Source organism: Aeromonas sp. sia0103 (assembly GCF_963895295.1).
Lineage (GTDB): Bacteria > Pseudomonadota > Gammaproteobacteria > Enterobacterales > Aeromonadaceae > Aeromonas > Aeromonas encheleia.
Genome location: NZ_CAWQKG010000006.1, coordinates 22,881 through 34,713, shown reverse-complemented (window position 1 = coordinate 34,713; position 11,833 = coordinate 22,881). Strand labels below are relative to the sequence as shown.

The window sequence follows — 11,833 nt, the reverse complement described above, 5'->3', positions numbered from 1 at the left end:
AGCGCCAGCCCGAGCCCAGGCCGCAACTCGCCGCTGAAACCCTCGCGGCGCAGTAACTTAAATCCCAGTCGCCATTGACTCATGACAGCTCCCTGACTCGGGAGGCCGGGACGGCTTCGGGTGCCGGCGTATCCGACGCCAGTCGTCCCGCCGCCATCACCAGCTGCCGTTGGCAGCGCTGGGCCAGTTCATGATCATGGGTCACCACCACCAGCGTGGTGTTGTGCTCGCGGTTGAGGCGAAACAGCAGCTCGATCACCGTCTCCCCGGTCTTGCTGTCGAGGTTGCCGGTGGGCTCATCCGCCAGCAGCAGGCTGGGCCGGGTCATGAAGGCCCGGGCGATGGCGACGCGCTGCTGCTCGCCGCCGGACAGGCGCGGCGGCAGGTGATGCAGCCGCTCGCTGAGCCCCACCTCGGCCAGCAGCTCCCTGGCCCTAGGGGCACAATCGGTCTCACCGCGCAGCTCGGCGGGCAGCATGACGTTCTCCAGCGCGCTTAAGGTGGGCAGCAACAGGAAAGACTGGAAGATGAAACCCACCTGCTCGGCACGCAGGCGGGCCCGGCCCTCCTCGTCCAGCCGGGTCAGCGACTGGCCGAGGATCTCGATGTCGCCGCTGCTCGGCAGATCCAGCCCGGCCAGCAGGCCAAGCAGGGTGGATTTGCCGGAGCCGGAGGCGCCGACCAGGGCCAGCGTCTCGCCGGTATTGACTTGCAGGTCGATCCCTTCAAGGATGGTGAGGCTTTCCTGGCCGAGACGAACCGTCTTGCCAAGGTCCCTGACGACGATAATGGGAGTTGAACTCATGATGCGTTTCCTGTTTACCTTGGCCCTTGCTGACAATAAATAATGGGCACTGAACCCATGATGCATATCCTGTTTGTCCAGGCCCTTGCTGACAATAAACAATGGGTACTGAACCCACGATGCATGTCCTGTTTGCCCAGGCCCTTGCTGACAATAAATAATGGGCACTGAACCCACGATGCATATCCTGTTTGCCCAGGCCCCTAATGACAACGAATGATCGGAGTTGAAATAATGACGCGTTTCCTGTTCGCCTTCTGCTGCCTGGTTTCATCGGTGCAGGCCCAGACCCTGCTGGTGCTGGGAGACAGCCTGAGCGCCGGCTATCAGATGCAGGCCGAGCAGAGCTGGCCTGCCCTGCTCGAGCAGAAATGGCGGCAGCAGGGCGGCGAGCACCGGCTCATCAACGCCAGCATCAGCGGTGAAACGACGCAAGGGGGGCTGGCCCGCCTGCCCGCCCTGCTCGAGCAGCATAAACCCGACTGGGTGCTGATCGAGCTGGGTGCCAACGATGGCTTGCGCGGCTTCGCCCCCGCCATCACCCGTGACAACCTGGTCAAGATGGTGGCGCTTGCCAAGGCACAGCAGGTGAAGACGGTGCTGACCCAGATCCAGCTGCCCCGCAATTATGGTGCACGCTATCTGCGCCAGTTCGAGCAGCTCTTCCCGGAACTGGCGCAGGCCAATGACCTGCCGCTGATGCCCTTCTTTTTGGATGATATTGCGCTTCGCCCTGAACTCCTGATGAACGATGGCCTCCATCCCACGGCCGAAGCCCAGCCGCAGATCCGCGACCGGGTCGCGAGCTTTATCGAGCCCCTGCTGACCCAATAGCCCCGCGTGATAGGCCGCTAGTCCCTAAAACAAAAGCACCCGCCGAGGCGGGTGCTTTGTCATCCTGATTAAAACCTGGCAATGCGCGATCGCCGCCGATCTGCCTGACCATAATGTCGTCTGATCGGGGTCAGGCTTGCAGTATCTGGCGCAGCCGCTCCTGAGCCACCCCCACCAGCAGATCGGGTTGGAACTTGGAGATGAAACGATCGCAGCCGACCTTCTTGACCATGGCCTCGTTGAAATTGCCGCTCAGGGAGGTGTTGAGGGTGATGAACAGATCGGCCATGCGCGGATCGCTGCGCACCTCGTGGGTCAGGCGGTAGCCGTCCATCTCCGGCATCTCGGCATCGGTGATCATCAGCATGATCTCGTCGGTGACCGACTTGCCCGCGTCGCACCAGCCCTTGAGCAGCTTGAGCGCCTGTAGCCCATCCTGACACTCGATCACCTCGAGCCCGAGCTGGGCGAGCGTCTCCCGCACCTGGTTGCGCGCCGTGCTGGAGTCGTCGACGATCAGCACCTTGCGACCGTGCATCTGGGGCAGGATCTCCCTGTCCAACACCTCGGCCGAGATGCGGATGTCATAGGTGATGATCTCGGCCAGCACCTTCTCCACATCGATGATCTCGACGATCTGATCGGCCCCCCGCTCCGGGACGCGCGTAATGGCGGTGAGATAGTTCGAGCGGCCCGCAGAACGGGGCGGCGGCAGTATGTCCTTCCAGGTCATGTTGACGATATGGGCCACCTGCCCGACCAGAAAACCCTGAATGCTGCGGTTGTACTCGGTGATGATGAGGTTGGAGTCGCTGTCGACCGCCATGGGGCGCATGCCGATGGCGCCGCGCAGGTTGATCACCGGGATGGAGACCCCGCGGATGTTCGCCACCCCGCTGATGTTGTGGTGGGCCCCGGGCATCTTGTTGAGGCGAGGCAGTTTCACCACCTCCCGCACCTTGAACACGTTGATCGCAAACAGCTGCTGGGAGCCCAGGCGGAACATCAGCAGTTCCAGGCGATTCTCCCCCACCAGCTGGGTACGTTGATCCACTGAATCCAATATGCTCGCCATATAAAGCCCTTACGTCCGTTTCCCGAGTGCCGCCACCGTAGCACGGCGTCGACATGCCAATCAGACCCGCATTCCCCCGCCATAGGCGCAACGCAAGTCCCTATAGAAATAATGAAAAGGGTCGAGGAAAGATAGGATCTTGACCGCGGGGCGTGATCCTCGCCCCATAGCCACCGCATAGAGCGGGAAACCCGATCGCCATCAGCCCGACAAGAGGGTTATCGACCAGAAGGGGACAATGCTGAGCTGGGGATTGGCCTGAGGTTCCAAAAGCGCGAGCTTATGCTGCGCCCATAAAAAAACCGGCCGCAAAGCGGCCGGTCAAAAAAATACAGTAGGCAGTCAGGGAATGACTTAGAAGTGGTACTGCATGGCCACGCCAACGACGTCGTCGGTGTTCTGACCGAACTCGTTGTAACCATCAGCATCGCCACCGCTCAGCAGGTTGGCTTTGTAATCAACGTAGACGTCGAAGTTCTCGTTGATGTTGTACCAGGCACCGATGGAGACGTATTCGGTCAGGGTGTCGTCGAAGGTTTCACCCTTCACGTCCAGGCGGTTATACGCCAGGGACGGCTTCCACTGGCCCCAGGTGTATTGAACCACGGCTTCGTAACCGTTGCTCTCTTCGGCGTAGCCGTTGTAGCCAGACTGGTTCACATAGACGTGGTCTTCGCCATAGGCGTAGGTCGCGGCAGCGTACAGGTTGTTGGCGTTGTACTTGATACCAACGGCGGTCAGCTTCGCATCGTCGTCACCACCGAAGTTGGAGTTGGCGCTCTGGTCGGCAGTCTTGCCAGCCTGGTTATAGGCCAGACCCAGGCTGATGCCCATGTCGAAGTTGTAGTTGGCAGACAGGGCGTAACCTTCTGCAGAACCCTTGGTCCAGCTGGAGGTGCTGTCGTTCTGGGCTTCGTTTTCGCCGGTGAACTGGGCACCCAGTACCAGACCGTCGAAGGTGTAGAAGTATTGAGCCAGGCCGTTGGTGCGACCGGTACCGAATACTTCAGTACCCTTGCCCAGGCCATCGCCGCCCCACTCAGGCAGAACGTCGGTGTAGTCGTTTACGGCTTTGGCAATCAGGCCATCCTGACGACCGTAGCTGAAGGCACCGAAACGATCGTTCTTAACACCAACGTAGGCATAACGCAGCTCGGTGTCGGAGTCGTTGGTCGGTACGTTGTACTCAACGAAGCCGTTGGCTACGGTTTCGCTGTTGACGCGAGTCTCGCCACCGATACGCAGACGCAGATAGCTCTGATCGCCATTCTCGTTGTCGTTATCGCTGCCGTAGTACATGCCTTGAACACGACCACCGATGTCCAGCTTGGTACCATCTTGGTTGTAAACGGTAGAAGCTTGAGCACCACCGGCCAGCAGCAGGCTGGAGATGGCCATAGTCAATGCTGTTTTTTTCATTGTTCGTTCCTCTGGTGTAAACGCTATCAGACCTGTTGCTCGGTCGTTGTCATTTAGAAATTTAGAATCGGGTTCATTTCCGATGACCTAGGGTAGATCTGCGAACCTTGATAGGAACTGAAGCAGTTGACGATTAATTGATGAATGGAGGCCAAACAAGGCTTCTGACCGACATAAATAGTCGCCAATTGGCTACATTTTATACGTTTCATTTGGAGACAGAGCGACACCGTCAGCCAGTCTCTGCTGAGTACAGGGCGGGAGGGGCAAGATGAAGAAAGGAAAAAAGGGTAAACAATGCGTCACCCTGACTGGCGAGGGCTGCCAGACCACAGGCGAGCTGTCATAGCGGCTGATACTGTGTCAGGGCCTCAGCGGGTGGTGGCACTCAGGCGGGTTGCCAGTCGAGCATGACCCTCAGCAGGTCTTTCCAGCTGAGAATGCCGACCAGGGCCCCCTTCTCCAGCACCGGCAGGCAGGAGACATGCTGCTCCAGCATCACCCTGGCCGCCTCCTGCAGCGAGCGATCGGCGGCGATGGTGATGGGCTGGCGGCTCATGATCTGGTGGGCGCGCCGGTTGAGGGTCTCGGTGTCGCGGTTCATCTCGGCATCGGTGTCGAGATAGGGGCTGAGGGCACGCAGCAGATCCCTGTCCGAGATGACCCCCATCAGCACCTCGTCTTCCAGCACCAGCAGGTGGCGAAAGTGGGCCTGCTCGAAGATCTCCTTGATGACATTGAGCCTGTCATCCATGGAAACGGTCGCAACCCGGGTCGTCATGATCTCTTTAATCAGCATGGCAGCCTCCTGTCCCCTGACAGATGTCTCTGTTATGGCACGTTTTTCTTGCCGCAGCCAGCCAAGTCCCCCAGCCTAAAGTGCAAATCTGCGCCATTTCACGTAAGATCCGCGCCAGTTTTCTCCTTCATCTTGAGCCAAGCAGATCCATCCATGATAGTTGCCAGTCAAATCGAACTGATCCGCGGCGGCCGCACGCTGCTGGACAACGCCTCCGCCACCATACACCCCGGCCACAAGGTGGGTCTGGTAGGCAAGAACGGCTGTGGCAAGTCCACCTTTTTTGCGCTGGTGCGTGGCGAGCTGGCCATCGACAACGGCAGCTTCAGCCTGCCCGCCGGCTGGCAGATCGCCGGCGTCGCCCAGGAGACCCCGGCGCTGGACTGCTCCGCGCTGGACTACGTAATAGATGGCGACAAGGAGTTCCGTGCCTTGGAGGCCCAGCTCGCCCAGGCCGAGCAGGATGACAACGGCCTGCTGGTGGCCGAGCTGCACGGCCGGCTCGACATCATAGGCGCCTACAGCATCCGCGCCCGCGCCGCCGAGCTGCTGCACGGTCTCGGCTTCGGCGGCGATCAGCTCGACTCGCCGGTAAGGAGTTTCTCCGGTGGCTGGCGCATGCGCCTGAACCTGGCCCAGGCGCTGCTGTGCCGCTCCGACCTGCTGCTGCTGGATGAACCGACCAACCACCTGGATCTCGATGCCGTCATCTGGCTGGAGAAGTGGCTCAAGGGCTATCAGGGCACGCTGGTGCTTATTTCTCACGACCGCGACTTCCTCGATTCGGTCATCAACCGCATCATCCACATCGAAAACGGCAAGCTGAACGAATATACCGGCGGCTACTCCGACTTCGAACTGCAGCGCGCCGAGCAGCTCGCCCAGCAGCAGTCCATGTACGAGAAGCAGCAGCGGGAGATATCCCACATGCATGCCTATGTTGACCGCTTCCGTTACAAGGCCTCCAAGGCCCGCCAGGCCCAGAGTCGCCTCAAGGCCATGGAGCGGATGGAGAAGCTGCTGCCGGCCCACGCCGACTCCGAGTTCAGCTTCGAGTTTCGCGAGCCGTCGGCCCTGCCGACCCCGCTCATCGCCATGGAGAACCTCAGCGCCGGTTATGGCGACAAGGTGATCCTGGAGAAGATCAAACTCAACCTGGTGCCGGGCTCGCGCATCGGCCTGCTGGGGCGCAACGGCGCCGGCAAGTCCACCTTCATCAAGATGCTGTCGGGCACCAACCCGCCGCTGTCGGGCAAGCTGGAGGTGAGCGCCGGGGTCAGCATCGGCTACTTCGCCCAGCATCAGCTGGAGACCCTGCGCCTGGACGACACTCCGCTCGATCACCTGGCCCGTCTCGCGCCGGACAAGACCGAACAGGAGTTGCGCAATTATCTCGGCAGCTTCGGCTTCCACGGCGACAAGGCGCTGGACAAGGTGGCCCCCTTCTCCGGCGGCGAGAAGGCGCGGCTGGTACTGGCGCTGGTCACCTGGCAGAAGCCGAACCTGCTGCTGCTGGATGAACCGACCAACCACCTGGACCTGGAGATGCGCCACGCCCTGACCATGGCGTTGCAAGGCTTCGAGGGCGCCATGGTGGTGGTCTCTCACGACAGGCACCTGCTGCGCACCACCACGGATGACTTCTATCTGGTGCACGGCGGCCGGGTCGAGCCGTTCGACGGCGATCTGGACGACTACCACAAGTGGCTCGGCGAGCAGGACAAAGAGGCGAACGCCAAGCCGAGCGACGGCCTCGTCTCCGCCAACTCCGCGCTGGCGCGCAAGGATCAGAAGCGGCGCGAGGCGGAGTTCCGCCAGCAGACCCGGCCCCTGCGCCAAAAGCTGGAGAAGCTAGAGGCCAGCATGGAGAAGCTGCAGACCCGGCTCGCCGCGGTGGAGGAGCAGCTGGCCGACCCCGCCATCTACGAGGAGAGCGCCAAGAGCCGGCTCTCCGAGCTGCTCAAGTCCCAGGGCCCCCTCAAGGAGGAGCTGGAAGGGGTCGAGCTGGAGTGGATGAGCCTCTCCGAGGAGCTGGAAAGCCAGGAGCAGGCCTTCTTTGCGTGACGAACGAGGGGTGGCGGCCGAGCGGGTCGCCATCCATGAACTGCCCACCCCGCTCGCATTCTGGCACTGGAGCGGCAAGGTCTATGGTGCACGCAGCCAGGACTGGCTCAGCCTGCAGGCGCAGGGGGGCAACATCAACCTGGCCCTGCTGCTGCACCGGCTGGATCAGGATGGCATCCCGGTCGAGCTCGGCACGCTGCAACCGGCGTTGGTGCAGACCGAGGTGGTGCTGACCCCCTGGCGTGCCCTGCGCCAGAACGCCAAGGCGCGGCTGGATGAGGCCGAGTACCAGTCCATGCTGGCCCACGAGCTGGAGCTGGAGCGGCTGCAACAGGGTGTCCTGCTGCAGACCCTGCGCAGCCTCAGCCTGACGCGAGGCGAGAGCCACAATCTGTTGAACTATCTATCGTTACTGGGGGCCCAGCAGGGCCCCCTCAGAGACCTAATATGCTGAGTTATCGCCACGCCTTTCACGCCGGCAACCACGCCGACGTGCTGAAACATGCCGTCCAGGCCCTGATCATCGAGTCCCTCAAGAAGAAGGAGAAGCCCTTCATCGTGCTGGACACCCATGCCGGTGGCGGTCTCTACGACCTGCGCGGCGACTGGTCCCAGAAGAAGGCGGAGTACGCCGATGGCATAGGTCGGCTGTGGGACGAGCGCGCCCAGTGGGCTGCCATGGCGCCCTATCTTGGCGTCATCGAGGAGATGAACCAGAACGGTGAGCTGCACTACTACCCGGGTTCCCCCGAGCTGTCGCGCCGTCTCGCCCGCGAGCAGGACAAGCTGGCGCTGATGGAGCTGCACAACAACGAGGTGGAAGACCTGCGCGCCAACATGGGCTATGACCCCCGCGTCGCCGTGCACCACCGTGACGGCTTCGAAGGGCTGATCGCCCTGCTGCCCCCCACCCCGCGCCGCGGGCTGGTGCTCATCGACCCCCCCTACGAGCTGAAGGAAGACTACTTCGCCGTGGTCGATACCCTGAAGAAGGCACAGAAGCGCTGGGCCACCGGCATCTATGCCCTCTGGTATCCCATCCTCGGGCAGGAGGCGGACAAGTCCCGCGACATGCTCAAGGCAATCAAGCGGGAAAACTTCGGTAACGTCTTGGTGGCCGAGCTGGAAGTGGCCGGCCAGACCAGCGACTGGGGCATGAACGGCTCAGGCATGCTGATCATCAGCCCCCCCTGGATGCTGGCCGAGCAGATAGAGGCCTTCCTCAAGCCCCTCTGTGCCAAACTGGCCCAGGGCGCCGGCGCCCAGTACAGGGTCGAGTGGCTCAACAAGGCAGCCGACTGAGCCCTCATCGACCGAATGACAAAGCCCCGAAAGGGGCTTTTCTCTGTCTGCCGTTGCCGGAATGACGACTCAGGCCCTGACGGGCATATCTCGCCAGAGCGCCAGCGCAAGCAAGGCCAGCAGGGCCAAGGGCGGGAACAGACAAAGCAGCACGCACAGAACGGTGATAAGCACAGGATGCCGGCTCTTGCGCCGCGCCAGTCGCCAGGCCACGACGCCGGCGACGATCATCAGCAGCAGCAGGATGAACAGCACATAGATGTTGGCATTGATGGTCATGAAAGCTCCTTTTTCATGGCAAAGGCACACTCTATCGTCGCCGTGGCCCCAGGCAAGTCCCCAATCTGGTGGTTTCGACCTCGGTCGATAGGCTTTTTCTATCCAGCCGATAGATGAGAATGGTTTTCATTTGATGTCATTCCGGGTGATACTGCACTCATCGCCAGAGGAGACACCATCATGAAAAAGACCATCAGCTTCGCCGTTCTGCACTTCAGTGTCGCCTTCACAGTGGCTTACCTGCTGACCGGCGAACTGCTCACCGCCAGCCTGATCGCCCTGATTGAACCCGCCGTCAACACCGTCGCTTTCTACTTCCACGACCTCGGCTGGCACAAGCTCAAACCCGACCACAGCCTGCAGGCCAAGACCAGCAGCTTTGCCCTGGTGCACTTCTCGGTGGCGTTCGCCGTCGCCTACCTGCTGAGTGGCGAGCTGCTCACAGGCGGCGTGATGGCACTGATCGAACCTGCCATCAACACAGTCGTCTTCTTCTTCCACGAGCGGCTGTGGCGTGCCCGCCAGCAACTGGCACTGGCATAAGGGAGGGCGACCAGCCCTTCCCCTTCACCAGCGGCAAGAGCAGCCGCCAACCCCTGCTGCTGGCTAAAGGAGGCCGGCAAAACTGGCTCCATGCGCCCAATGAGCCCCCTCTCACAGACCCGCTACGCCGACACATCCCTTGCCATAGCGACTCATTCTTTGATCCCGCCCAGAAATCCATCACCCTGCCCTTCCCCTCAGCGCCATACCCGCTAACATATCCGATTGGCAACATACGCCTCGTCGGAGTCACCCATGAGCCACGCCATCCCCCAAGCGCAGCTAAATAGCAGCACACTGGAAGCTGAAATCCAGTGCGGTAGCCATGCCGGCGTTTGCCATGCCTACGTCACACTGCTTTTCTATACAGTCGTAATGGTTGCGCAAAAAGAAGAGGTCAAGCGATTACAATCAGCTTCAGAGGTAGGCAGGTAACTCATTGATTTAAAATATTATTTATAAATCCCTGAATCAAAGTGGAGCGGAGTTAGATAGAAGGCGGTATTAATGTGTTAGTACCGTCCTCTATCTAATCACTGTTAGATTTTTTGAGGAATAAGATGATATCTCCTATACGAGTTTTAGATGAAGACATTATTAGCTCTCTTTTGAGAATTGCTCCAGAGAGAGAACAAGAGTTACTAGATTTTAGAGATAAATATGACCCAAAAGTTGTGTTTTTCAATAAATCGGGTTTTTCATTTAGTGTCAATACTAAAGAAAATCAAATAAGGTTGCCGACACAGTCACTTGAATTCCTGTGGTGCGCCTCTTATGTATATTACTTAATTTATAAGAAATATACTGACTGTCAGCAGTCTGATAAGACAGCGCAGTTTGACTTACATGGTGATTCAGAACTACGTTCGGGGATGGACCTATACCGTTGGAGCATTTCAAACTTGAAGTCTCCAGACAGTGGAAGGTGGTTAGATGAAACAGCTCGCCCAGCTAAAGCTTGTTCGTATCCCACTGAATATGAGTCGGTAGCGGATGAACTGTTTTTAAGTGCAATTGCATGGATTTTACACCATGAAATTGCACATATTTATAATGATCATCCAAATGCTCCTTGCAGTGATTGTGAGTCGAGAGAACAAGAAAAAGAAGCTGATAGATCTGCGACTAATTGGATTCTTGGCGAGGAAATTTGCACCAAAAAACTCACAAAACGAGGATTAGGTATAGCAATTGCCGTACTCACCATCACAACGCAAGATTTGCTAAGTGGGGAGTTTAAAGAGACTACACATCCAAAATCGTTTGAGCGGTTGTTTGACGCCCTTGATGAAAATTTTGATAACGACCATGTTGTGTATGCCTTTTCTGTGATTATTCTTCAAGTTCATATGGCTTTAGCTGGTCAACAAATTGATTTGACGGAAGACATCCCTTGGAAAGAGCTATTTACAAATTGTCTTATTCAACTATCTCGCACATAAATCTAACAAATCGTTCCAGCATCGCCACTGCGTGGCTGGACAGTTTTTAAGTCGCGGTTTTATGGATTTGCTGCACAAAAGTATTCCATGAAATCACAACTTAAAAACTGCCGCTGAACTCGGCGTTAGGCATATATCTAGATGGTAATATTAAATGAACAGATACCCTCTTTTTAATCTTGATTCAGCACTAGAACCACTGGATGAATCTGAGGTTAGTTCCTCAATAATCGAAGCTAGAATTTCAGGTCTTTCCTATAAAAATTTAGATTTTATGGAAAAAAGGCTTCCATTTATTATCGAGTGCTCAACTAAAAATAAAAAATACTGGGAACTTCTCGTTGTATCCTGTGAAAAAATATTTCTGTCTCAGAATAGTCTAGATGCTGTATTGGTATTTCCTCAAACAATGGATTGTGGCTGTATTCGTACATATAGGCTGAGGCCTGCTCAGAAAACCACTATTTCTGAAGCATTTGAAGAGAAGACCTGCCGCTTGCCTAATGAAGATGCCATGTATAAATTATTAGATACAGATGTCCATCGGCATGTGCATAGAGAATGGCTAAAACACAAAGATTCAGTGCATGAGCTGCCCACAGAGTTGGTATCTGGCAGAATGAAAAATACAAGCGTCGAGCGGGCAATGATTGTTTCAAAAGGCGATGGCTGTGTTTCATGTGGAGAGAAGGCTACATGCTATGCCGCAACGACCCTTGGTGATACCTCGCAAGCATTTATGCTTCAACTGCCTGTATGTCACCAGCATTTAGAGGAGGCTAAAAATCACCCTAGCATATTTTCATTCTTTGCTGCTTTATTTAGTTTGCAGCTTGACTGGAGTGAAATAGAAAAGCTTCCTCATATCCAAGATGAGTTGATACCTATTGTTCAAATGATTGTTGCTGAGGAGTTAGAAGGAAAAATTGGTAATGCTAAGAAAACAAGTCGAGGGTGGGAGGTTTGGATAGAGCTTAGCAGTGGCTGGAGGTGGTTGCTCCGACTCAACTCTTTTACAGACTTTGCCTATATGCTTTTTGAGCCAGGAGTAAAAGACGAAAGGTATCGATCAGATTCAGCACCAGACCACCCTGAATTAAACTTTTTTCCAGTTCATGAACACAGTAATCCTAATAAGAAAAAGGATACTGTGGCCCCTAGTTACTTATACGGGCACCCATTATTTGATCTAAAACGCTTTAAATCAGTAGGTAAAGACTTTGGTGCATACTAGAGTGCTTAAAAAGCCTAACAAATCAATCAACTACGCG

13 protein-coding genes are annotated in these 11,833 nt (G+C 56.9%); 8 read left to right on the top strand and 5 right to left on the bottom strand.

Features of this window, described 5'->3' with window-relative positions; genetic code table 11:
• Positions 1-79: 79 nt before the first annotated feature.
• A complete protein-coding gene (locus AACW18_RS02165; RefSeq protein ID WP_218390033.1) occupies positions 80-805 on the bottom strand; it encodes an ABC transporter ATP-binding protein in 726 nt (241 codons plus the stop codon).
• A gap of 234 nt (positions 806-1,039) precedes the next feature.
• Here AACW18_RS02165 and AACW18_RS02160 point away from each other — a divergent pair, with 234 nt between their 5' ends.
• On the top strand, positions 1,040-1,639 hold the full coding sequence (locus AACW18_RS02160; RefSeq protein WP_218390031.1) for an arylesterase: 600 nt from the start codon (positions 1,040-1,042) through the stop codon (positions 1,637-1,639).
• A gap of 130 nt (positions 1,640-1,769) precedes the next feature.
• On the opposite strand, the gene AACW18_RS02155 is transcribed toward AACW18_RS02160, so the two are convergent.
• From AACW18_RS02155 to AACW18_RS02145, 3 genes are all read right to left on the bottom strand, one after another.
• Positions 1,770-2,714, bottom strand: a complete 945-nt coding sequence (locus AACW18_RS02155; protein ID WP_042651658.1) for a chemotaxis protein CheV — start codon at positions 2,712-2,714, stop codon at positions 1,770-1,772.
• Between the two features lie 354 nt (positions 2,715-3,068).
• Positions 3,069-4,133 (bottom strand): porin, encoded by a 1,065-nt coding sequence (locus tag AACW18_RS02150; protein ID WP_218390030.1) that lies wholly within the window; start codon positions 4,131-4,133, stop codon positions 3,069-3,071.
• A gap of 388 nt (positions 4,134-4,521) precedes the next feature.
• A complete protein-coding gene (locus AACW18_RS02145; protein ID WP_042651656.1) occupies positions 4,522-4,932 on the bottom strand; it encodes a CBS domain-containing protein in 411 nt (136 codons plus the stop codon).
• 153 nt (positions 4,933-5,085) lie between these two features.
• Here AACW18_RS02145 and AACW18_RS02140 point away from each other — a divergent pair, with 153 nt between their 5' ends.
• The 3 genes from AACW18_RS02140 to AACW18_RS02130 are packed head-to-tail and all read left to right on the top strand — an operon-like array spanning position 5,086 to position 8,298.
• The gene (locus tag AACW18_RS02140; protein ID WP_218390029.1) at positions 5,086-6,996 is read left to right on the top strand and encodes an ABC transporter ATP-binding protein; all 1,911 of its coding nucleotides are present in this window, start codon (positions 5,086-5,088) and stop codon (positions 6,994-6,996) included.
• On the top strand, positions 6,989-7,450 hold the full coding sequence (locus AACW18_RS02135; protein ID WP_218390028.1) for a DUF2390 domain-containing protein: 462 nt from the start codon (positions 6,989-6,991) through the stop codon (positions 7,448-7,450). The genes AACW18_RS02140 and AACW18_RS02135 overlap by 8 nt, the downstream gene beginning before the upstream one ends.
• Positions 7,444-8,298: a 23S rRNA (adenine(2030)-N(6))-methyltransferase RlmJ gene (locus AACW18_RS02130; RefSeq protein WP_218390027.1), complete on the top strand. Its 855-nt coding sequence runs from the start codon at positions 7,444-7,446 to the stop codon at positions 8,296-8,298. Before AACW18_RS02135 ends, AACW18_RS02130 begins: the two co-directional genes overlap by 7 nt.
• Before the next feature lie 69 nt (positions 8,299-8,367).
• Here AACW18_RS02130 and AACW18_RS02125 read toward each other — a convergent pair whose 3' ends face one another.
• Positions 8,368-8,577, bottom strand: a complete 210-nt coding sequence (locus tag AACW18_RS02125; RefSeq protein ID WP_218390026.1) for a hypothetical protein — start codon at positions 8,575-8,577, stop codon at positions 8,368-8,370.
• Between the two features lie 180 nt (positions 8,578-8,757).
• On the opposite strand from AACW18_RS02125, the gene AACW18_RS02120 reads away from it, so the two are divergent.
• From AACW18_RS02120 to AACW18_RS02105, 4 genes are all read left to right on the top strand, one after another.
• Positions 8,758-9,120 carry a DUF2061 domain-containing protein gene (locus AACW18_RS02120; protein WP_041205088.1) on the top strand — a complete coding sequence of 121 codons (363 nt, stop codon included), beginning with the start codon at positions 8,758-8,760 and terminating at the stop codon, positions 9,118-9,120.
• Between the two features lie 255 nt (positions 9,121-9,375).
• Complete coding sequence (locus AACW18_RS02115) at positions 9,376-9,555, top strand: hypothetical protein (RefSeq protein ID WP_218390025.1); 180 nt, start codon at positions 9,376-9,378, stop codon at positions 9,553-9,555.
• A 125-nt stretch (positions 9,556-9,680) separates the two neighbouring features.
• Positions 9,681-10,562, top strand: coding sequence for a phage exclusion protein Lit family protein (locus tag AACW18_RS02110; protein WP_218390024.1), 882 nt, complete (start codon positions 9,681-9,683; stop codon positions 10,560-10,562).
• A gap of 154 nt (positions 10,563-10,716) precedes the next feature.
• Positions 10,717-11,796, top strand: coding sequence for a hypothetical protein (locus AACW18_RS02105; protein WP_218390023.1), 1,080 nt, complete (start codon positions 10,717-10,719; stop codon positions 11,794-11,796).
• Positions 11,797-11,833 lie beyond the last annotated feature (37 nt).

Excerpts from the sequence above, each read along its gene's own strand:
- AACW18_RS02165 (WP_218390033.1), bottom strand. The coding sequence starts at position 805 with ATGAGTTCAACTCCCATTATCGTCGTCAGGGACCTTGGCAAGACGGTT.
- AACW18_RS02160 (WP_218390031.1), top strand. The coding sequence starts at position 1,040 with ATGACGCGTTTCCTGTTCGCCTTCTGCTGCCTGGTTTCATCGGTGCAG.
- AACW18_RS02155 (WP_042651658.1), bottom strand. The coding sequence starts at position 2,714 with ATGGCGAGCATATTGGATTCAGTGGATCAACGTACCCAGCTGGTGGGG.
- AACW18_RS02150 (WP_218390030.1), bottom strand. The coding sequence starts at position 4,133 with ATGAAAAAAACAGCATTGACTATGGCCATCTCCAGCCTGCTGCTGGCC.
- AACW18_RS02145 (WP_042651656.1), bottom strand. The coding sequence starts at position 4,932 with ATGCTGATTAAAGAGATCATGACGACCCGGGTTGCGACCGTTTCCATG.
- AACW18_RS02140 (WP_218390029.1), top strand. The coding sequence starts at position 5,086 with ATGATAGTTGCCAGTCAAATCGAACTGATCCGCGGCGGCCGCACGCTG.
- AACW18_RS02130 (WP_218390027.1), top strand. The coding sequence starts at position 7,444 with ATGCTGAGTTATCGCCACGCCTTTCACGCCGGCAACCACGCCGACGTG.
- AACW18_RS02125 (WP_218390026.1), bottom strand. The coding sequence starts at position 8,577 with ATGACCATCAATGCCAACATCTATGTGCTGTTCATCCTGCTGCTGCTG.
- AACW18_RS02120 (WP_041205088.1), top strand. The coding sequence starts at position 8,758 with ATGAAAAAGACCATCAGCTTCGCCGTTCTGCACTTCAGTGTCGCCTTC.
- AACW18_RS02115 (WP_218390025.1), top strand. The coding sequence starts at position 9,376 with ATGAGCCACGCCATCCCCCAAGCGCAGCTAAATAGCAGCACACTGGAA.
- AACW18_RS02110 (WP_218390024.1), top strand. The coding sequence starts at position 9,681 with ATGATATCTCCTATACGAGTTTTAGATGAAGACATTATTAGCTCTCTT.
- AACW18_RS02105 (WP_218390023.1), top strand. The coding sequence starts at position 10,717 with ATGAACAGATACCCTCTTTTTAATCTTGATTCAGCACTAGAACCACTG.